Below are 20922 nucleotides of genomic sequence, written 5' to 3' on the forward strand. Positions count from 1 at the left end.
CCCGCAGCTTCTGTTCTGTTGGTTGTTTTGGTTTTTGTGTTTTTTTTTCTGGCTTCCCCAGACGATCCCCCCCCCCCCCCCCCGCCCCGGTCCGGCGACGGGGACAGCCCGCCGCCGGCAGGGGATGACAGCACAGGCTCGCGCCGGGCACGCCCGCGCGGGCGGGATGGGGGGCAATAGATGACACGATGCCGACTCTGCGGCTCGGCCGCGCTGGAGAGCGTCGTCGACCTGGGGGCGACCCCGCCGTGCGAGAGCTTTCTCGCCGCGGACCAACTCGACCGGCCCGAGCCGACGTACCCGTTGCACCTGCGGGTCTGCACCGACTGCTGGCTCGCGCAGATTCCGCCGCTGATCAAACCGGAGGAGACCTTCACGGAGTACGCGTACTTCTCCTCCTACTCGACCTCCTGGGTGGAGCACGCCCGCACGTTCGTCGACGACTCGGTGCGGCGCCTCGGCCTCGGCTCCGACGCCTTCGTGGTGGAGGTCGCCAGCAACGACGGCTACCTGCTCAAGCATGTGGTGGACCGCGGGATGCGCTGCCTCGGCATCGAGCCGTCGGTGAACGTCGGCGCCGCCGCACGGGAGGCGGGCGTGCCCACGCTCACCGAGTTCCTGTCCCCGGACACCGGTGCGGCCGTCCGCGCCGAGCACGGCCCGGCGGACCTGGTCGTCGCCAACAACGTGTACGCGCACATCCCCGACGTGGTCGGGTTCACCCAGGGGCTGCGCGCCCTGGTCGCCGACGACGGCTGGGTCTCCATCGAGGTGCAGCACCTGCTGACCCTGATCGAGGAGAACCAGTACGACACGATCTACCACGAGCACTTCCAGTACTACACGGTCGCGGCGGCGATCCGGGCGCTGGCGAGCGGCGGACTCACCCTCGTCGACGTCGAGCTGCTGCCCACCCACGGCGGCTCCATCCGGCTGTGGGCCCGCCCCGCCGAGGCGGCGGGCGAGCCGGCCCGGCGGGTGGCCGACGTGCTGGACCGCGAGAAGGCCGCCGGACTCCAGGAGCTGTCCGGGTACACCGAGTTCTCCGCCCGCGTGGCCAAGGTCCGCCGCGACCTGCTGCGCTTCCTCGTCGAGGCGGCCGAGCGCGGCGACACCGTCGTCGGCTACGGCGCCCCGGGCAAGGGCAACACCCTGCTCAACCACTGCGGCATCCGGCCCGACCTGCTCGCCTACACGGTCGACCGCAACCCCTACAAGCACGGCAGGTTCACCCCGGGCACCCGCATCCCGATCCTGGCACCCGAGCAGATCGCCGCCGACCGACCGGACTACGTCCTCGTCCTCCCCTGGAACCTGCGGGCCGAGCTGACCGAGCAGCTGTCCTTCGTGCACGAGTGGGGCGGCCGCCTGGTCTTCCCCATCCCGGAACTGAGCATCGTCGAGGTGGGGTCATGAAGGTCGTTCTGTTCTGCGGCGGTTACGGCATGCGCATGCGCAACGGCAGCTCCGACGACGTCCCCAAGCCGATGGCCATGGTCGGCCCGCGACCGCTGATCTGGCACGTCATGCGCTACTACGCGCACTTCGGGCACACCGAGTTCATCCTCTGCCTCGGCTACGGAGCGCACCACATCAAGGACTTCTTCCTCAGCTACGAGGAGACCACGTCCAACGACTTCGTGCTGCGCGGCGGCCGGACCGAGCTGCTGTCCACCGACATCTCGGACTGGACGATCACCTTCGCGCAGACCGGCATCGAGTCCCCGATCGGGGAACGGCTGCGCCGGGTACGGCACCATCTGGACGGCGACGAGATGTTCCTCGCCAACTACGCCGACGTGCTCACCGACGCCCCGCTGCCGGAGATGATCGACCGGTTCGCCCAGCGCGACGCCGGCGCGTCGATGATGGTCGTACCGCCGCAGTCCTCGTTCCACTGCGTGGACCTCGGCGAGGACGGCCTGGTGGGCGGCATCACCCCGGTCAGCGAACTCCCGCTGTGGGAGAACGGCGGCTACTTCGTGCTCCGCCAGGAGGTCTTCGACCACATCCCGGAGAACGGTGACCTGGTCGCCGACGGCTGCGCCCAGCTCGCCAAGCGCGGACGCCTGGTGGCGCACCAGCACCGCGGCTTCTGGAAGCCGACCGACACCGTGAAGGAGCGGGCCGCGCTCGACGAGGCCTACGCCCGCGGCGACCGCCCCTGGGCCGTGTGGGAACGCGACGGCGCGGCGACGAAGGCCGGGGTGGGGAGCGCATGATCCGGCTCGGCACCGAACGCCTGGACCGGATCGTCGCGGTGGGCGCGCACTGCGACGACATCGCCATCGGCGCCGGCGGCACACTCCTCGCGATGTGCCTCGCCCGGCCGGGCCTGCGCGTGGACGCGCTGGTGCTCTCCGGCGGCGGCAGCGACCGCGAGCAGGAGGAGCAGGCCGCGCTCACCGCCTTCTGCCCCGGCGCAGACCTGAACCTCACCGTGCACAAACTGCCCGACGGACGGCTGCCCGCACACTGGGACGAGGCCAAGGGCGCGGTCGAGGACCTGCGCGCCCAGACCGAACCGGACCTCGTCCTGGCCCCCCGCACCGACGACGCCCACCAGGACCACCGCGGCCTGGCCCGGCTGATGACCACCGCGTTCCGCGACCACCTCGTGCTCGGCTACGAGATCGTCAAGTGGGACGGCGACCTCGGCCGCCCCTCGGTGTACCAGCCGCTGTCGACCGAGACCGCGGAACGCAAGGTGCGCCTTCTCCAGGAGCACTACCCCTCGCAGCGCCACCGGCCCTGGTACGACCGGGAGGCCTTCCTCGGCCTCGCGAGGATCCGCGGCATCGAATGCAACGCCCGCTACGCCGAGGCGTTCGCCGTCACCAAACTCACTCTCGACCTGGGGGAATGAACCTTGCGCGTACTGCTCACCGGACACCAGGGCTACCTGGGCACCGTGATGGCCCCCGTCCTCACCGCCGCCGGACACGAGGTCGTCGGCCTGGACGCCGGACTCTTCGCCGACTGCGTACTGGGCCCGATCCCCGCCGACCCGCCGGGACACCGGGTGGACCTGCGCGACGTCACCGCCGACCACGTGGCCGGCTTCGACGCCGTCATCCACCTGGCCGCGCTCTCCAACGACCCGCTGGGCTCGCTGGCTCCGCAGCTCACCTACGACATCAACCACCACGCCTCCGTGCACCTGGCCCGGCTCGCCCGCGACGCCGGAGTGGGCCGCTTCCTGTACGCGTCCACCTGCTCGGTCTACGGCGCCGCGGGCGGCGAGGACCTGGTCGCCGAGGACGCCCCGCTGCGCCCGGTGACGCCCTACGCGGAGTCCAAGGTGCGGGTGGAGGACGACCTGCACGCCCTGTCCGACGGCGACTTCAGCCCGGTCTACATGCGCAACGCCACCGCCTTCGGCTTCTCGCCCCGGCTGCGCGCCGACATCGTGCTGAACAACCTGGTGGGGCATGCCCTGCTGTCCGGCGAGGTCCTGGTGCTCTCCGACGGCACCCCCTGGCGCCCGCTGGTGCACGCCGCCGACATCGCACGGGCCTTCACCGCCGCGCTCACCGCGCCGCGCGAGGCGGTGCACGACCGGGCGTTCAACATCGGCAGCGAGTTCAACAACGTCACGGTCGCCGAGATCGCCGAACAGGTCGCCGAGGCGGTGTCCGGAGCCAAGGTCAGGATCACCGGGGAGAACGGCGCCGATCCGCGCTCGTACCGCGTGGACTTCTCCCGGTTCCGTGCCGCGACACCCGGCTTCGACTGCGAGTGGACCGTGAAACGGGGCGCGCTCGAACTCGCCGACGCCTACCGCGAACACGGCCTGAACCGGGAGGACTTCGAGCAGCGCTTCACCCGGCTCGCCGTGCTGCGCGCGGCCTCCGACACGGGCGCCGTCGACGACACCCTGCGGTGGCGCCCGTGACCACGGCCGGCGAGGAGATGCACCACCTGGTGGAGCGGATGTACCCGCTGTGCCGGAGCATCACCGGCGACGGGGTACGCGCCACCCTGGACATCGTCGGCGAGTACATCCCGCTGACGGTGCACGAGGTGCCGACCGGGACCCAGGTCCTCGACTGGACGGTGCCCCAGGAGTGGAACATCCGGGACGCCTACATCGCCGACCCCTCCGGCAGGCGCGTCGTCGACTTCGCCGACTCGAACCTGCATGTGCTCGGCTACAGCGTGCCCGTCGCGGCGACCATGCCGCTGGCCGAGCTGCGCGGACATCTGCACACCCTGCCCGACCACCCGTCCTGGGTGCCGTACCGCACCAGCTACTACAAGCCGGAATGGGGGTTCTGCCTTTCCCAGGACACCCTGGACGCCATGCCGGACGGCGAGTACGAGGTGCGCGTCGACTCCACGCTCGCCGACGGCCACCTCACCTACGCCGAGCACGTGATCCCCGGGCAGGTCAGCGACGAGGTCATCGTCTCCTGCCACGTCTGCCACCCGTCGCTGGCCAACGACAACCTGGCCGGCGTAGCGGTGGCGACGTACCTGGCCCGGGCACTGGCCGCGCAGACGCCCCACTACACCTACCGGTTCATCTTCGCGCCCGGCACCATCGGCGCCATCACCTGGCTGGCCCGCAACGCGGAACGGGTGCACCAGGTCAAGCACGGACTGGTGCTGGCCTGCGCCGGCGACCCGGGCCGGCTCACGTACAAACAGAGCAGGCGCGGCGACGCGGAGATCGACCGGGTACTGCGGCACGTGCTCACCGCATCCGAACGCCCGCACCGGATCGACGAGTTCACCCCGTACGGCTACGACGAGAGGCAGTACTGCTCCCCCGGCTTCGACCTCGGCGTGGGCTCCCTCAGCAGGACCCCGTACGCCGGCTACCCCGAGTACCACACCTCGGCGGACAACCCGGACTTCGTCTCCCCCGAGGCGATGGCGGACACACTCGCCCTCTGCCGCGAGGCGTTCGCCGTCCTGGACCGCAACCGGCGGTACGTCAACCTCAGCCCCTACGGCGAACCACAGCTGGGACGGCGCGGGTTGTACGACTCGCTCGGCGGCCGCAGCGACGCGAAGGAAGCCCAGATGGCCATGCTCTGGGTACTCAGCCTCTCCGACGGCGAGCACAGCCTGCTGGATGTCGCCGAACGGTCGGGGCTGCCGTTCGACACCGTCGCCGACGCGGCCGACGCCCTGCACGGCGCCGGACTGATCAAGGCGTGACGCCGATGACCACCGAGGAGGACAGAGCGACGGCACCGGCGGGATCCACCCGGCGGGCCTTCGCCGGCCGGCTGTCCTGGGGGCTGGCCGACCAGGCGGCCTCCAGCATCAGCAACTTCGCGGTGGGCATCTACGTGGCCCGCTCGCTGGGGGTGACCGCGTTCGGCGTGTTCAGCCTCGCCTGGGTGACCTACGGCGTGGTGCTCAACGTCTCCCGCGGTCTGGCCACCGATCCGCTCGTGGTCCGCTTCAGCGGCGTGTCCGACGCCTCCTGGCGCAGGGCGGTGGCCCGGTCGTCGGGCACCGCCCTCGGCGTCGGCTCCGCCATCGGAGCGGGGTGCCTCATGGCCGGTCTCGCTCTCGGCGGAGACGTCGGGCCCGCGTTCGCCTGTCTCGGGGTGATGCTGCCGGGGCTGCTGCTCCAGGACTCCTGGCGGTACGCGTTCTTCGCCGCCGGCACCGGGCGGAAGGCCTTCGTCAACGACGTGGTGTGGGGCGTCGCGCTCGTCCCGGCCCTGGTCGTGGCGGCCCAGGTGGGCAGCGTGGCCGCGTTCGTGCTCGCCTGGGGCACCTCCGCCACCGTGGCCGCGGGGTACGGCTTCCTCCAGTCCGGCATCCGGCCCCGCGTCTCCCTGGCCCGCGCGTGGCTGCGCGAGCAACGCGACCTCGGCTACCGGTACCTGGTCGAGAACGTCAGCCTCAGCGGCGCGAGCCAGCTGCGCGCCTACGGCCTCGGCGCCATCGTCGGAGTCGGCGCGGTGGGCGCCGTCCGGGGCGCGGAGCTGCTGCTCGGCCCGTTCCTCGCCGTGCTGATGGGGCTGTCGCTGGTCACCGTCGCGGAAGCGGCACGGGTGCTGCGGCAGGCCCCGCAGCGGCTGGGGAGGTTCTGTCTCCTCCTCGGCGGCGGGCAGGCCGTCGCCGCGCTGTGCTGGGGCGGGGCGCTGCTCCTGATGCCGGACCGGCTCGGCGAGCTGGTGCTCGGCGACGTCTGGACCTCCGCCGCACAGCTCATCGTGCCGGTCACCCTCGGCGTCGCGGGCGCCGGCCTCGGCACCGGCGCCGCGGCAGGCCTGCGCGCGCTCGCCGCGGCCCGCCGCAGCCTGCGCTGCCAGCTGTTCGCCTCCGCCTGCTACGTCACCGGCGGACTCGGCGGCGCGGCCCTCGCCGGCACGGTCGGCTCGGCCTGGGGCGTCGCCACCGCGACCCTCGCGGCCTCGGCCGTGTGGTGGCTACAACTGCGCTCCGCCCTGCGCGAGCACCACCAGAACTCCATCCCCGAAGTGAGGACGCAATGACCGCGCAACCCAGGCTGAGCATCGGCCTGCCCGTGTACAACGGCGAGGAGTATCTGGCCGAGTCGTTCGACGCCCTGCTCGGCCAGACGTACGAGGACTTCGAGCTGGTCGTCTCCGACAACGCCTCGACCGACGGGACCGAGGACATCTGCCGCCGGTACGCCGCGAAGGACTCACGTATCCGGTACATCCGGCTGCCCCGCAACATCGGCGCGGCACCGAACCACAACTATGTGTTCACCGAGTGCCGCGGCGAGCTGTTCAAGTGGGCCTCGCACGACGACCTGTACGCCCGTGACCTGCTGCTGCGCTGTGTCGAGGCGCTGGACGAGCGGCCGGACACGGTCCTCGCGCACAGCGGCCAGGCGGTCATCGACGGCGACGGCCGGGTGAAGGTCCCCTACGAGTACGGGCTCGCCACCGACTCGCCGCACGCGCCGGAGCGCTTCCGCAGCCTGCTGTTCGAGCCCGGCGGCGACGACTTCTACGGGGTGATGCGCGCCGACATGCTGCGGCGGGTGAGGCCGCACGACAGCTACCACCACGCGGATCGCACGTTCGTCGCGGAGATCACCCTGCACGGCCCCTTCCACCAGGTGCCTGAGCTGCTGTACTTCCGCCGCGACCACCCCACCCGCGCCGAGCGGGCGAACCCCTCCAAGCGGTCCCGGTGCGTCAACCTCGACCCGCGCAGGGCCGGCCCGCTGCATCCGACGCCCCGGCTGCTCGCCGAGTACGTCTGGGGTTTCGTCGCGGCGATCCGGCGGGCACCGCTGTCCCCGGCCGACCGGCGCGCGTGCTACCGCCATCTGGCCACGTGGATGACCAGCCGGGCCCGGCCGGGCGCCGGTGAGCGGGTCGAGGACCGTGCCCCGGTCGACCCGGCCCGGCTCACAGTCTCCGTGGACGCCCTGGTCGCCGGCCGCGAGGGGAGGCACGCATGACGCGTGCGGGCGAAACCCCGGTGCGCGTGGGGGTGTTCGGCCTGCTCGGCTCCGGCAACCTCGGCAACGACGGCTCGTTGGAGGCCGTGCTCGGCTACCTCCGCGCCGAGCACCCGGAGGCCGTCGTGGACGCGCTGTGCGGCGGCCCCGAGGTCGTCGCGGCGCGGTACGGGATTCCCGCGACGCGGCTGCACTGGTACCGCGGGGAGTACCGGACCGCGTCGCGCGCGGGCGCGATCGTGGGCAAGGGGCTGGGCAAGCTCGTCGACGTGGTGCGCACCGCCGCCTGGGTGCGCCGGCACGACGTGGTGATCGTGCCGGGGATGGGCGTCCTGGAGGCAACGCTGCCGCTGCGGCCGTGGGGCTTCCCGTACTCGCTGTTCCTGCTCTGCGCGAGCGGGCGGCTGTCCGGGACCCGGGTGGCGCTCGTCGGTGTCGGCGCCGCGCCGATCGGCGACCGGGCGACCCGGGCCCTGGTGCGCCGGGCGGCGCGGCTGGCCGCCTACCGGTCGTACCGGGACGCCCAGTCCCGGGAGGCGATACGGGCCATGGGTGTGGACACCTCCCGTGACGGGGTCTACCCGGACCTCGCGTTCGCCCTGCCGACGCCGAGTGTGCCGGGTGTCGCGGCGGGGGCGGGGAGGCCGGGCACGGTGTGCGTCGGTGTCATGGACTTCCACGGCGGGAACGACGACCGGGCCCGGGCCGAGGAGATCCACCGGCGCTACCTGGAGGGGACGACCCGGTTCGTACGGGCACTGGTCGAGGAGGGCAGGCCGGTCCGTCTCCTCACCGGCGACGAGTGCGACACGTCCGTGGTCGCCGCGATCCTCGACGCGGTGGACTCGCCGCTGGTCACCGCGGCCGAAGCGGCCTCGCTGGCCGACCTGATGAAGGAGACGGCGGCCGCCGGCACCGTGGTGGCGACCCGGTACCACAACCTGGTCTGCGCGCTGAAGGCCGGTACACCGACCCTCGCGCTCAGCTACGCCGCGAAGAGCGACGCGCTGATGGCGCGGATGGGTCTGGGCGACTACTGCCACCCGGCCCGCGAGGTCGACGCGGACCGGCTGCTCGCACAGTTCCGGGAGCTGGAGAAGCGATCGGCGGAGCTGCGGCAGACCCTCGCCGAGAAGAATCTGATCGCCGCCGGTGAACTGGAGCGCCAGTTCACCGATTTGACCGCGGCCCTGTTCCCGGCGGCGGGCCACGCCCGCGCCCCTGTCACGCGGGAGGCCTCATGAAGGCGACCGAAGTCCCGTCCATCGCGGGCGCGTTCCTGTTCGAGCCGACGCCGTACGCCGACGAACGCGGCTTCTTCTGCCGCACGTTCGACGCGGACGTGGTCCGCTCGGTGGGCCTCGACCCGGACGCCTTCGTCCAGGACAGCGTGTCCCGCTCGGTCCGGGGAGTGCTGCGCGGGCTGCATCTGCGCTCCGGCAACGGCGAGGCCAAGCTGGTGCGTTGCTCGTACGGGCAGATCTTCGACGTGGTCGTGGACCTGCGGCCGGACTCCCCGACGTACCGCAACGTGGCCACGTTCGAACTGTCCGGTGAGACGCAGAAGACCCTGTACATCCCGGCGGGTTGCGCGCACGGTTTCCAGGCGCTGACCGAGACCGCCGACACCTCGTACCGGATCGACCGCGCGCACGATCCGGCCGAGGACGTGACGATCGCCTTCGACGACCCGGAACTCGCCGTTCCCTGGCCGCTTCCGGTCGCGTCGATGTCCGAACGGGACCGGAAGGCACCGAGCCTCGCCGAGGTCCTGAAGCACAGAGAGAGCTGAGGTCGGCGTGCACACCGAAGACACCGAGGAACTCCTCCTCCCCCGCTCGCTGGAGGCGAACGAGCGGCTGCACGCCCTGATCCCCGGGGGCGCGCACACCTACGCCAAGGGCGACGACCAGTACCCCGAGAACCTGGCCCCGGTCATCAGTCACGGCCACGGCGCGCACGTCTGGGACGTCGACGGCAACCGGTACATCGAGTACGGCTCCGGTCTGCGGTCGGTCAGCCTCGGTCACGCCCATCCGCGCGTGACCGAGGCGGTGCGACGCGAGCTCGACCGCGGCGGCAACTTCGTCCGGCCGTCGATCCTGGAGGCCGACGCCGCGGAACGCTTCCTGGCCACGGTGCCGACCGCCGAGATGGTGAAGTTCGCGAAGAACGGCTCCGACGCCACCACCGCCGCGGTCCGCCTCGCCCGCGCCGTCACCGGGCGCTCACGGGTGGCGCTCTGCGCCGACCATCCGTTCTTCTCCACCGACGACTGGTTCATCGGCACGACACCGATGTCCGCCGGTATCCCGGACGCCACCAACGACCTCACCGTGGCGTTCCCGTACGGCGATCTGGCCGCCACGGAGGAACTGCTCCGCCGGTACCAGGACGACGTCGCCTGCCTGATCCTCGAACCCGCCACCCACACCGAGCCGCCGCCCGGGTATCTGGAGGGCCTGCGCGCGCTGGCCGACCGGCACGGCTGTGTGCTGGTCTTCGACGAGATGATCACCGGCTTCCGCTGGTCGGAGGCGGGCGCCCAGGGCCTGTACGGCGTCGTGCCCGACCTCTCCACGTTCGGCAAGGCGCTGGGCAACGGGTTCGCGGTCTCGGCGCTGGCGGGGCGCCGGGAGCTGATGGAGCGGGGCGGGCTGCGACACTCCGGCGACCGGGTGTTCCTGCTGTCCACCACGCACGGTGCGGAGACGCACTCCCTGGCCGCCGCGATGGCCGTGCAGACGACGTACACCGAGGAGGGCGTGACCGCGCGGCTGCACGCCCTCGGCGAGCGGCTGGCCGCCGGGGTGCGCGAGGCCGCGGCCGGCATGGGCGTCGGGGACCACGTCGTCGTCCGGGGCCGGGCCAGCAACCTGGTGTTCGCCACCCTCGACGAGCGGGGGCAGCCGTCGCAGCCGTACCGCACCCTGTTCCTGCGCCGGCTCCTCGCGGGCGGGGTGCTGGCCCCGTCGTTCGTGGTGAGCAGCGCGCTCGACGACGCCGACATCGATCACACCGTCGAGGTGGTGGCCCAGGCGTGCGCGGTGTACCGGAAGGCACTGGACGCCGGTGATCCCACGCCGTGGCTGGGCGGACGACCGGTGAAGCCGGTGTTCCGCCGCCAGGCGTGACATGGGGTGACGCCCGGCCCGCGTGCCGCCGCAAGGCGTCATGCGGGGCGGTGTCTTCAGCGGTGCTCCCCCGCGCCGGCGTCGGCCGTACGGTCGACCGGGCGGCCGGCCGTCCGGTCCGCCGTCCGGTCGACCAGCCACGCCGTCACCGGTACGACCGCCAGCGCGGTGCACCAGCCGCCGAGGACGTCGGTCGGGTAGTGCGCGCCCAGGGCGACCTGCGCCCAGCCCATGGCGCCGCCCGCGACCGCCGCCGCGGCGAGCAGGAGTGAGGTGCCGGCCGTCCTGCCGAGGCCGCGCCGGCCGGTCACGAGCAGGGCCGCCACGAGCGCGAGCGCGGTGAGGAAGGCGGTGTGACCGCTCGGGTAGGACAGGTTGTCGGGGCCGTGGATCGTACGGCCCACCAGGGGCTTGGCCAGCGTCGCCGACACCACGGCCAGGCCCGGGCCGGCCACGACGAGCACCGCCGCGCGACGCCACCGGAGCAGCAGACAGCCCGTGACGGCGGCCATGATCAGCAGCGCCGCTCCGGCCGGCTCCCCCAGAAAGTCCGTGGCCAGGGCGACGTGCCGCCACGGCGGCCCCACGCTGTCGGCCGTCGGCTCGACGAACCACCTGTCCACCCTGCCGGGCAGGCTGTGCCCGGCGTACAGGACCCCGATCGCAACGGCCACCAGCGCGCTCAGAGCCGCGATCACCCCGAGCGGCCCTCGTAGCGTCGGCGGCAGCACCGAGGGCGCGGACGCCCCGGTCACCCACCCACCGCGCTCTGTCGGCCTTCGGCTGCTTGCCCCCACGCGAAATCCCCCACCAACGAGCCCCCGTCGTACCCGACTTGGCCCCGTGCGGAGCCACCGGCCCGCACTGCCCCGAACCAGTCGGCCGGTCCGTCACCCTGGTCAAGGGCACCGGAGTCACTCTCCGTCCGCCACCCTAACCAACGATGCGGAGGCGCACACCGCCGTAGGTCACACCCCGGCCGGCTCCGCCCCTCCGTTCGGACCACCCGACGGGAGCCTTTCCGGTGATTCGCACCGGACCCGCGCCGACCGCGGTCGCCGGGACGGGTACGCCGTCCCCACACGACACGACCTCACGCATCACTAGGAGACCAGCCATGTACGCAGTGGTCCGCAGGTACGAAGGAGTCACCGACCCGGCCGAGGCAGGACGCAGGGTCGACGAGGAGTTCGTCCCGCTCCTGCGCCAGGTCGAGGGCTTCGTCGCCTACTACTTCGTCGACGCCGGCGACGGGGTCATGGTCTCGACCGGGGTGTTCCAGGACCGGGCGGGCGCCGAGGAATCGACCGCCAGGGCACGCGACTACGTACAGGACCGTCTCGCCTCCCTCCTGCCGCAGCCACCGCAGATCACCGCGGGCGAGGTCGTGGCCCACTCCTAGCGGACGTGCCCGGCCGCAGACCGTGCCGCCCCGCCGGTGACACCGACGGCTCATGCCACGCGGTGGCCGAGGCGGGCGCGGACCAGCTCCCTCACCTCGTCCTGGTGGTCGTCCAGGTAGAAGTGCCCGCCGGGCAGCAGGCGCAGTTCGAAGCCGCCGCGGGTGTGCCTGGCCCAGGCCTGTGCCTCGTCGAGGGTGGTCCAGGGGTCGGCGTCCCCGACGACCGTCAGGATGGGTGCGCGCAGCGCCAGACCCGGCGGGCAGCGGTACGTCTCGATCGCCCGCAGATCGCTGCGCACGGTCGGGACGATCATGGCCCGTGCCCTGGCGTCCTCCATCAGCCGGCTGTTGGCGGGGCTCAGCTCGGCGATGTGGGCGGCGAGCCGGGCGTCGTCGAGCAGATGCACCAGCTGATCGCGCTGTCTGGAGGGTGCCCGGCGCGCGGAGGCGACCAGTATCCCGGGGCCGGCGCCGTCGGCCTCCAGACGTCGGGCCACCTCGAAGGCCAGTGTGGCGCCCATGCTGTGGCCGAAGAGGGCGTACGGGCTGTCACCGACGGCGTCCCGCAGGGCCGGGAGCACGCCCTTGGCCAGTTCCGCGAGGTTCTCGACCCTGGGTTCGGCGATCCGGTCCTGCCGGCCCGGGTACTGCACCGCGAGGACCTCGACGTCCGCGGGGAACGCCGGCGCCCACGGGTGGAAGACCACCGCCGAGCCTCCCGCGTGCGGGAAGCAGACCAGCCGTACGGCGGCGTCCGGGCGGGGCCGGTAACGGCGGATCCAGGTGCCGGGACCGCTGTCGCGCTGCATTGCGGAACGTCCTCCAACGGGGAGCGTCTCGGGAGCGGGCGGCGTACGGGGAACCGAACGCGGCCCGGCGGCCCAAGCTAGCGCGCGCCGGCGGTGGCGGCGCAGCGCGCTGACGGGGTCGCCGGGAAGCTGACACGGCTGACGGTGGCGCTCCGGCGCCAGACGGTCAGAAGGGCCCTAGTCCCGGGTCGCGGTGCGCGCCCACTCGCCGAGCACGGGCACGCATTTCTCCGCGAAGTACTCGTAGTCGGCGGCGGTGTTGTACACGTGCGTGGACAGCCGGACGTAGCCGACACCGTCGAAGCTGGTGAACGCCGCCGCCACGTCGAGTTCGCGCGCGGCCCTGTCCCGCAGCGCGTCGGCTTCGAGGCGGGTGGCGGCCAGACCGTCCGGCAGTCTGACGAGGCGAAGGGCGTCGACCGGCATGCCGACGTCGACGGGCCGGTCGTCACCGGTCAGCTCGGCGAAGGCGGCGCCGACGACGTGCACCGCGTAGTCGCCGAGTTCACGCATGTACGTACGTGCGGTCTGCCACCCCCAGGTGTCCTCGATGAATCCGAGGGCGGCCGGGGCGGCGAGGCAGCCGGTGGCGTCCAGCGTTCCCTGACTGTCGAAACGGCCGGGGAAGGGGTCCTCGGCTCCCCATGAGTCGATGAGCGGGTACAGCCCGACGCGCAGCGGGGTCCGCGCGACGAGCACGGCCGCGCCGCGCGGGGCGCAGCCGAACTTGTGGAGGTTGCCGACCCAGAAGTCGCACTCCAGGTCCCGCAACGGGTCGTCCAGCAGTCCCGGGACATGCGCCCCGTCCACCAGGAACGGAATGCCGCGGCGGCGTGCCTCCCTCCCGATCCGCTCCACGGGCAGGCGGCGGGCCGTGGGCGAGGTGATGTGGTCCATGACGACGAGCCCGGTCCGCTCGCCGACCGCGGACATCACGGCGGCGAACGCCTCGTCCTCGTCGGCGTCGAGCGGCACGTGTGCCGTGCGCAGCGTGCCGCCGTGGCGGCGGGCGAGTCGCTCGGCGCCCATGGTGACGGCGCCGTAGCCGTGATCGGTGACCACGATCTCGCCTCCCGCCCGGAAGGGCACACTGCTGTAGACGACGCTCGCGCCGCCGCTGGCGTTCGGCACGAGGGCGAGGTCGTCGGAGTCGACGTTCAGGAACCGGGCCACGGCCGTACGCGCCTGTCCCGTCCGGGCGGGGAGCCCGGGGAACCAGACGACGGGGTTGCGCTCCATCTCCTCACGCAGTTCCTGCTGCACCGCCTGGGCGGCCAGCGGGACGGCCCCGAAGGAACCGTGGTTCAGGTGTCTGACACCGGGGTCCAGTGACCAGGCGTCCGCGGCCGGACGGCCGTCGGCGAGCAGGAGGGGGCGGGGGGCGGTGGTGAGGCCGGTCTCGGTCACGTCTCTCCAGGGCGGGGCTTCGGAGGCTCACCGGCGGAGGTCGGATGAGCCGTTGGATTCTGGCACCCTCGCGGGCCCCGCAACCAGGGGCCCTCCTCGGAGATCACCGGCTGCCGGAATCGGCTGTTCCGCCCGGCCTCGGTCACGGCACACGGTGGAGTCACGGTCCGGCCGGTCCGCCCCGGTGGGGACGGACCGGCCGCCCGTGCGGCGCGGTCGGGCGGACCGGCCGCACGGGTGGAGCGACGGGTCAGCCGACCGCCCAGCCGGTCAGACCGGCACCGTAGCGGTACAGCGGGTTGCCGTACGTCGTCGGCACCGGCTGGCCGGCGTCGATCCTCGCCCGGATGTCCGCCCGCTCGGCGGCCGTCGCGCCGAGGTCGTACGGCAGGTCCCAGGCCTCGTTCGCGTCGGCCAGGACGTCGCCGCCGCCCGGCTTGAGCACCTGGTCCAGGCTGCGCGGCAGCTGCCAGGGCAGTTGGCCGCGCGGGGTGTAGTCGCCGAACAGCAGGCTCGCCGTCGCGGGACCGACCTCCTCACCGCCGCGGTAGGTCACCACGATGGCGTCGGCCAGGTCGTTCCACTCGCTGATCACCATGGGCCTGGGCAGGGTCAGCACGACCACCACCTTCAGTCCCTGGTTCTTGTAGTTCCGGATCAGCGCCGCCTGGTCGGCCGGCAGGTACGGCTGGAGGTTCGGCCAGGCGGTGGCGTGCGTGTACGAAGGCTCACCGACGTACACGACCGCGACCTTGGGGTTGGCGGGGTTGCCCTGGGAGACGTTCACCCCGTCCCGCGCCGCTCTCGCCTTCAGGGCGTCGAGCTGGTTCAGCGACCCGTAGTCCTCGTGGAAGTAGCTGGACCAGATGCAGCACGCGGCGCTGTCGGTCGCCCGGTCGCCCGCCACCACGATGTTGTCGCCGGAGTTCAGTTTCAGCGGCAGCACACCGTTGTTCTTCAGCAGGGTGTTGGACTCGCGGGACGCCTGGTTGGCCAGCTGCGTGTACGACGGCTGGTGGAAACGGTAGGGGCCGTTGACCGGGTCGCCGTACGGGCGCTCGAAGACGCCCAGCTCGAACTTGAGCTTGAGAATCCGCGAGACGGCGTCGTCGATCCGCGCCAGCGGCACGTTCTGCTCGAACTCCGCCATGGTGAAGCCCGGGGCGCCCGGGTCGGCGCCGCCCATCACGTCGGAGCCGGCGTTGGCCGCCCTGACCCAGGTGCCGGACGGCAGCCAGTCGGTGGTGATCAGACCCGTGTAACCCAGGTTCTGCCGCAGGTAGTCCAGGATCCTCTTGCTGTCACCCGCACCGGGACCGCCCGGGTCGAGATACGTGCTGCCCGCGTAGCCCGGCATGATGTTGACCGCGCCGGCCTCCATCGCCGCGCGGAACGGGATCATGTGGTACTTGATCGTCGTCCCGTCGTAGACGATGCCGGCCTCGCCGCCCGCGCCCTCGCCCGGCCAGTGCTTGACCGTGGCCAGCACCGACGACGGGTTGAGTTCCGGACCGCCCTGAAGTCCCGCGACCAGCGCCCGCAACTGCGCCGCGGCGACGTCGGCGTTCTCGCCGCCGCCTTCCTGGATGCGCGGGTAGAGCACCTTGGTACCGACCTCGGCGAGCGGCGACAGGGTGCCGCGCGCACCGACCTCCAGCTGCTCCCTGCGCTGCATGTCGCCGAGCTTGTAGTCGAGCGGGTAGTTCTTGCCCGCCGCGAGGGTGCTCTGGAGCGGGTACGTCGTCTGGTAGCCGGCCGTGGTGTCGCCCGCTGTGACCGGCGGGATGCCGAGCCTGGTGGCGGCCGTCGACCTCAGGACGCCGTCGAGGTCCGCGGGTTGCGCGGGCCCGAAGTGCCAGCCGGACAGCGGGAATTCCTGGACGTTGTAGAACATCTGGTAGGCCTTCTCCTCCAGCGTCATCCGGCTGAGAAGGTCGCTCACGCGCACGTCGACCGGCTGGCGCCAGTTTTCGTACGGCTCTGTCCGGCCGTTCTTGTTGAGGTCACGGGCGCCGTCGACGACGTTCACGCCGTCCGCGACCTGTTCCATGTCCGGCATGTAGAGGCTGAACGTACGGATGGTGGAGGTGGTCCTGGCGCCGGAGCCGGAGACCGCCACCACGAACCACTTGTACGTCCAGCGGTCGGTGATGTCCCAACTCGGGGTGTACGTGGTGCCGGTGGGCTCGGCGACCTTGGTGTACAGGTCCAGGAGGTTGCCGGACGCCGTCCAGTCGTAGTCGGTGCGGCTGATGTTGAGCCACACCTCGTAGCGCGTGGTGCCGGCGACGGCGTTCCAGCTCAGTTGCGGACGGCGGGTGGTGGTGACCATCGCCTTGTCCGCCGGTGCGGTCAGCTGGAACTGGCCCGTGTTGGCGGGGGCCTTGGTCGGGCCGGACAGCAGGGGCGGGGTCGCGGTGCTGGTGTCGACGGTGCCGTAGACCTGGAACTCCCAGAGGGAGTAGCCGTATCCACTCGCGCGGGCCGTGCCGGTGAGCCGTACATAGCGGCCCTTGCCGGTCACCGGGAGCTTCTCCACACCGCCCTTGCCGGTCGTCGTGGCGTAGAGCCGGGTCCATGTCGTGCCGTTGTCCGAGATCTCGAGGCGGTAGCCGCTGCCGTACGCCGCCTCCCAGTTGAGGACGACCCCGCTGAGGGTGCCCGTGCCGCCGAGGTCGACCTGGAGCCACTGGTCGTCGGTGGCGAGGCTGGACCACCGGGTGGTGGTACGGCCGTCGAGGGCGGCGGCCGGGGCGTTGCCGCCCTCGTGCGAGGACGCCGTCACCTGCTTGTAGGCGGAGATCACCGTGCCTGAGAAGTCGCCGCCGCCGGGGTCGGGCGGGGTGGTGGTGCCGGTGGTGCGGACCTGGAACTCCCACAGGGAGTAGCCGTATCCGGTGCCGCGGGCGGTGCCGTGCATCCGCACGTAGCGGCCGGTACCGCTGACGTCGAGCGTCTTGTCGCCGCCCGTTCCGGTGGTGGTGGAGTAGACGTCGGTCCAGGTCTGCGCGTTCTCCGAGACCTGGATCTTGAAGGCGGTGGCGTACGCCGTCTCCCAGTTCAGCACCACCTGGCAGACCGTCGCGCTGGCGCCGAGGTCGACCTGGAGCCACTGGGGGTCGTCGGCCGCGCTGGACCAGCGGGTTCCGGCGTCGCCGTCCACCGCCGCGGAGGCCGGGGTGCCGGCGTTCTCGGTGGAGGAAGCGGTCGCCGTCCTGCCCTGCGCGGCGTTGGTGGTGCCGCAGGCGCCGGTGCCGCCGACGGTGCCGTAGACCTGGAACTCCCACAGGGAGTAGCCCCAGCCGGTGGCGCGGGCGGTGGCGTGCATCCGGACGTAGCGGCCGGAGGCGTCGACGGGAATCGTCTGCCGGCCACCGGTGCCGGTGGTGGTGGAGTAGGCGTCGGTCCAGGTGTCGCCGTTGTCGGAGACCTGAATCTTGAACGCCGTGGCGTACGCCGCCTCCCAGTTGAGCGAGACGGAGCTGAGAGCGGCGGTGCCGCCGAGGTCGACCCGCAGCCACTGCGGGTCACTCGCGGCGCTGGACCAGCGCGTTCCGGCGTCGCCGTCGACCGCCGCGGACGCCGGGGTGCCCGCGTTCTCGGTGGAGGACGCGGTCGCGGTCCTGCCCTGCGAGAGCAGGGTGGGTGCGGCGTACGCGGTACCCGGCGTGGCGGTGAGCGCCCCGGCGACCACGACCACGGCGGCGACCATCGCGGCCAGCAAGGGTCTTCCGCGCTGGACTCGCCGCAGTAAGGGGGACAGGAGGCTCATATGCATCTCCATGGGGGGTTGGGCCTTGGAATAGAGCCGGGAGAGCGCTCTCCCGGGAGTCTCACGGAGGCCTCCGACCGTGTCAATGCCTGCGCCCGGGGGACGCCGAAGGCCCTGCTGGGCGGGGTGAGGTGGCGCCGGGCGCGGGATTCGCGTGGCGGTGCTCGCGTGGATCCCCCGCCCGGCGCAGTCGGCCGGATCAGCGTCCGGGCAAGGGCCTGGTGAAGATCCGGCCCAGATCGGCCCGGGTGACCAGCGCCACGGTGGACCGGTCTCGGCGGATCTCCACCGCGGCCGACATGCCGCGAGCCGACAACTGCCCTTCGGCGACGATCAACGCGTCTCGCAGCTGGGCCGCATGCCCGACATGCGTCAAGGCGCCCTCGTGATCCGGTGTTCCCACCTGATACGCGTCCGGCTCGCGAGGGTCATCGAGGACCTGGACGTCGATCTGCGAGACGGCGAGGACCAGGCGTTGGCCGTGGAGCACCTCGACACGGTCGGCGATGCCCTTGCGGATCCACCAGCTCGCGATGCCGGCGGCTTGGGCCAGAACGTTCACGCCCGTCAGGTGAAGAAGGCTCGAGGGTCCTTCTGTCCGCGTGACGTCGCGGCGGAACCGGTACATCGGCTCTTCGGAATCTATGCGACCTCCTTGTGTCGACCCCAGTCCGCCCCGGTCCGCGGGCGCGGAGCCGGCATCGTCACCGGCGCGAGCCCGCCGCCCGACCGGCGCCACCACGCACGGGACGCGCGCCGTGGGCGTGGTGTCGGCCCCTGCCCGCCGCGCATACTGCTTGTCGTGGCCACATACAACAGCATCGGCGCGACCTACGCTCACACCCGACGACCGGACCCTCGTATCGCCGCCAGAATCCATGAGGCCCTCGGCGACGCCGCCACCGTGATCAACGTGGGAGCGGGTACCGGCTCCTACGAACCGGCACAGACGGTACTGGCCGTCGAACCCAGCTCGGTGATGATCGCCCAGCGCCCGGCGGGATCCGCGCCGGCGCTGGAGGCGTCCGCCGAGTCGATCCCCGTCGCCGACGACTCGGCCGACGCGGTGATGGCTCTGCTGACCGTGCACCACTGGAGCGACCTGGAATCCGGCATCGGCGAACTGCGCCGCGTCGCCCGGCGGCGGATCGTGATCCTCACCTTCGACCTCGAGATGAACCACGGCTTCTGGCTGCTGAAGGAGTACCTGCCGGAAGCGGCCGCGTTCGACGAGCGACGAGCCGTCCCGGTCGAGCGTCTGGTCGCCCTGCTGGGAGGCGCCCGCGTCGAAACCGTCCCGGTTCCGCACGACTGCACCGACGGATTCCTCGCCTCGTTCTGGCGTCGGCCGGAGGCATACTTGGATCCTCAAGTACGGGCCGGCATCTCGCTGTTCGCCCAGATCGGCGACGGGCTCCTCCAGCCGGGACTGACCCGGCTGTCCGACGACCTCTCCTCCCGCCGATGGCACCGACGCCACGCCGATCTGCTCGAGCGTGAGGCACTCGATGTCGGCTACCGGCTTGTCGTCGCCGACGTGTAGCGCCGGGCGAAGGAGTCGTCGCGCCCGGATGCCGGCAGAACGCCGCGCCCTGCGGTGCTGCCCTAGGGTGGACGCCATGGCACTCGGTTCGAACGACCTTCTGCCCGACGAGGCGGTGCAGTTCTCCAAGAACGCCAATGCCGTGGTGAACGTCGCCGAAGCCGGGCTGGAACGTTATGGCCACGACCAGTTGATGTGGACGGTCGGCATGCGGGGCATGGAGGCGATCGGCGGGAGGCTGCATGTGACGAACTACCGACTCGTCTTCAACGCCCACCCGTTCAACCGCATGCGCGGCCGTTTCAGCGTCTTCCTCCCTGTCATCACGCAGGCCCGCGACACCTCACGCGGGATCAAGAGGCAGATCGAGATCTCCACGGGAACACACCGGTTCACCTTCGTGGCCTGGGGGATCCCCGCGTTGATGACGGCCGTCGAACGCCTCCGGCAGCCGCCCATGCCCCCCGCCCAGGTGAAGTGGCTGGCCGACGCGGCGACGGCCGACCACGCCAAGATCGGGGAGGGCCTGGGACCACGACCCGGCCATGCCCTCACCCCGGACATGAACCCGATGGCCTTCATAGGCGCGGTGGGGCTGGCGGAACTTCAGGAGCTCGCCGGTCGACTCGGGTGACGAAGCCTCCACCTCAGTGCGGTTGACTGGGCACCGACGATGTTCGTGCGCAGCAGAATGCATGGGGGCAGGGCAGTGACGAGCGACAACACTCCGCTGATTCCGGACACGGCGTGGCTGGAGGAGCGGCTGGGCGAGGGTTCGCTCTGGCGACCGGACGAGGCAGCGCTGCCGGCCGAGTTGACCGATGCCGAGTCGAAGGAGTTCCTGCTGTCGGTGGGCTTTCCGGCCGTCCAGGTCAAGGGCGCGGGGATCGACACGCGCCACTTGCGAGGCCGTGACGGACTGGAGCCGTTCGACGCGGACGAGCTCTACGGGAACCGCTACCCCGACGACGATTCACCGCCGGAGAACTTCTGCTTCACCGTGGCCCTCTGGGGCGACCAGCACCTGATGCTCGACGCGGCGGACGGTGACATCACCCACTACGATCCCAACGGGTGGGATCACGGGGCCGGTTGGCAGGGCACGGCCGCCCACTCCCTGCCCGTCCTCGCCGTACTCCTCGGACTCGTCGCCCAGTTCGGCGACGCACTGGACTCGGACGACGACGCCGTACGCGCGAACGCGCTCGGCGAACTGCGCGGCCGCATGATCGCCCAGGACCCGTGCTGTGTGGAGGAATCCGCGTTCTGGGGCGAGATCTTCGAGTCCATGGAGTAAAGCCTCGTGAGCGGTCGCCTCACCTTGCGGGGCACATCTGGGTCCACGCGGCCTCGGGGGGGGGGGGGGGGGGGGGGGGGGGGGGGGGGGAGGGGGGGGGGGGGGGGCGGGGTGGGGGGGGTGGGGTCTGGGGAGACGGGCGTACCAAACCCC

At 71.9% G+C, this 20922-nt stretch carries 19 protein-coding genes; 14 read left to right on the forward strand and 5 right to left on the reverse strand.

Going from position 1 to position 20922, the window contains the following annotated elements; genetic code table 11:
* The first annotated feature begins 180 nt into the window (after positions 1-180).
* From ACZ6SQ_RS16900 to ACZ6SQ_RS16945, 10 genes are read left to right on the forward strand one after another with little or no spacing between them, the layout of a single operon-like run.
* On the forward strand, positions 181-1416 hold the full coding sequence (locus ACZ6SQ_RS16900; protein ID WP_386381774.1) for a methyltransferase domain-containing protein: 1236 nt from the start codon (positions 181-183) through the stop codon (positions 1414-1416).
* Positions 1413-2222, forward strand: a complete 810-nt coding sequence (locus tag ACZ6SQ_RS16905) for a sugar phosphate nucleotidyltransferase (RefSeq protein WP_469562237.1) — start codon at positions 1413-1415, stop codon at positions 2220-2222. Before ACZ6SQ_RS16900 ends, ACZ6SQ_RS16905 begins: the two co-directional genes overlap by 4 nt.
* A complete protein-coding gene (locus ACZ6SQ_RS16910; RefSeq protein WP_469562240.1) occupies positions 2219-2866 on the forward strand; it encodes a PIG-L deacetylase family protein in 648 nt (215 codons plus the stop codon). Before ACZ6SQ_RS16905 ends, ACZ6SQ_RS16910 begins: the two co-directional genes overlap by 4 nt.
* A gap of 3 nt (positions 2867-2869) precedes the next feature.
* Positions 2870-3895 (forward strand): NAD-dependent epimerase/dehydratase family protein, encoded by a 1026-nt coding sequence (locus tag ACZ6SQ_RS16915; protein ID WP_469562242.1) that lies wholly within the window; start codon positions 2870-2872, stop codon positions 3893-3895.
* The gene (locus tag ACZ6SQ_RS16920; protein WP_469562244.1) at positions 3883-5166 is read left to right on the forward strand and encodes a DUF4910 domain-containing protein; all 1284 of its coding nucleotides are present in this window, start codon (positions 3883-3885) and stop codon (positions 5164-5166) included. Before ACZ6SQ_RS16915 ends, ACZ6SQ_RS16920 begins: the two co-directional genes overlap by 13 nt.
* A 5-nt stretch (positions 5167-5171) precedes the next feature.
* Positions 5172-6461, forward strand: a complete 1290-nt coding sequence (locus ACZ6SQ_RS16925; RefSeq protein WP_469562246.1) for a hypothetical protein — start codon at positions 5172-5174, stop codon at positions 6459-6461.
* The gene (locus tag ACZ6SQ_RS16930) at positions 6458-7405 is read left to right on the forward strand and encodes a glycosyltransferase family 2 protein (protein ID WP_469562248.1); all 948 of its coding nucleotides are present in this window, start codon (positions 6458-6460) and stop codon (positions 7403-7405) included. Before ACZ6SQ_RS16925 ends, ACZ6SQ_RS16930 begins: the two co-directional genes overlap by 4 nt.
* Positions 7402-8649: a polysaccharide pyruvyl transferase family protein gene (locus ACZ6SQ_RS16935; protein WP_469562250.1), complete on the forward strand. Its 1248-nt coding sequence runs from the start codon at positions 7402-7404 to the stop codon at positions 8647-8649. The genes ACZ6SQ_RS16930 and ACZ6SQ_RS16935 overlap by 4 nt, the downstream gene beginning before the upstream one ends.
* Positions 8646-9197: a dTDP-4-dehydrorhamnose 3,5-epimerase gene (gene rfbC / locus ACZ6SQ_RS16940; protein ID WP_469562252.1), complete on the forward strand. Its 552-nt coding sequence runs from the start codon at positions 8646-8648 to the stop codon at positions 9195-9197. The genes ACZ6SQ_RS16935 and rfbC overlap by 4 nt, the downstream gene beginning before the upstream one ends.
* A 7-nt stretch (positions 9198-9204) precedes the next feature.
* Positions 9205-10539 carry a glutamate-1-semialdehyde 2,1-aminomutase gene (locus ACZ6SQ_RS16945; RefSeq protein ID WP_469562255.1) on the forward strand — a complete coding sequence of 445 codons (1335 nt, stop codon included), beginning with the start codon at positions 9205-9207 and terminating at the stop codon, positions 10537-10539.
* Between the two features lie 56 nt (positions 10540-10595).
* Here the strand turns inward: ACZ6SQ_RS16945 and ACZ6SQ_RS16950 are convergent, their stop codons facing one another.
* Positions 10596-11294: a phosphatase PAP2 family protein gene (locus ACZ6SQ_RS16950; protein ID WP_469562257.1), complete on the reverse strand. Its 699-nt coding sequence runs from the start codon at positions 11292-11294 to the stop codon at positions 10596-10598.
* Between the two features lie 362 nt (positions 11295-11656).
* Here ACZ6SQ_RS16950 and ACZ6SQ_RS16955 point away from each other — a divergent pair, with 362 nt between their 5' ends.
* A complete protein-coding gene (locus ACZ6SQ_RS16955) occupies positions 11657-11941 on the forward strand; it encodes a hypothetical protein (RefSeq protein ID WP_469562259.1) in 285 nt (94 codons plus the stop codon).
* 50 nt (positions 11942-11991) lie between these two features.
* On the opposite strand, the gene ACZ6SQ_RS16960 is transcribed toward ACZ6SQ_RS16955, so the two are convergent.
* The 4 genes from ACZ6SQ_RS16960 to ACZ6SQ_RS16975 form a co-directional block, all read right to left on the reverse strand.
* Entirely contained in the window at positions 11992-12750 is a 759-nt protein-coding gene (locus tag ACZ6SQ_RS16960; protein WP_469562263.1) for a thioesterase II family protein, read from the reverse strand.
* A 177-nt stretch (positions 12751-12927) separates the two neighbouring features.
* Positions 12928-14157: an aminotransferase class V-fold PLP-dependent enzyme gene (locus ACZ6SQ_RS16965; protein WP_469562265.1), complete on the reverse strand. Its 1230-nt coding sequence runs from the start codon at positions 14155-14157 to the stop codon at positions 12928-12930.
* 250 nt (positions 14158-14407) lie between these two features.
* Positions 14408-17929 (reverse strand): discoidin domain-containing protein, encoded by a 3522-nt coding sequence (locus ACZ6SQ_RS16970; RefSeq protein WP_469562268.1) that lies wholly within the window; start codon positions 17927-17929, stop codon positions 14408-14410.
* A gap of 199 nt (positions 17930-18128) precedes the next feature.
* The gene (locus tag ACZ6SQ_RS16975) at positions 18129-18491 is read right to left on the reverse strand and encodes a hypothetical protein (protein ID WP_469562270.1); all 363 of its coding nucleotides are present in this window, start codon (positions 18489-18491) and stop codon (positions 18129-18131) included.
* A 240-nt stretch (positions 18492-18731) separates the two neighbouring features.
* On the opposite strand from ACZ6SQ_RS16975, the gene ACZ6SQ_RS16980 reads away from it, so the two are divergent.
* The 3 genes from ACZ6SQ_RS16980 to ACZ6SQ_RS16990 all read left to right on the forward strand — a co-directional run bounded on the left by ACZ6SQ_RS16980 (position 18732) and on the right by ACZ6SQ_RS16990 (position 20769).
* Positions 18732-19472, forward strand: a complete 741-nt coding sequence (locus tag ACZ6SQ_RS16980) for a class I SAM-dependent methyltransferase (RefSeq protein ID WP_469562274.1) — start codon at positions 18732-18734, stop codon at positions 19470-19472.
* Between the two features lie 76 nt (positions 19473-19548).
* Positions 19549-20106 carry a hypothetical protein gene (locus ACZ6SQ_RS16985; protein ID WP_469562277.1) on the forward strand — a complete coding sequence of 186 codons (558 nt, stop codon included), beginning with the start codon at positions 19549-19551 and terminating at the stop codon, positions 20104-20106.
* Positions 20107-20181: 75 nt separating this feature from the next.
* Positions 20182-20769 carry an SUKH-4 family immunity protein gene (locus ACZ6SQ_RS16990; protein ID WP_469562280.1) on the forward strand — a complete coding sequence of 196 codons (588 nt, stop codon included), beginning with the start codon at positions 20182-20184 and terminating at the stop codon, positions 20767-20769.
* Positions 20770-20922: the final 153 nt, after the last annotated feature.

Source organism: Streptomyces sp. NPDC048600, assembly GCF_055587025.1.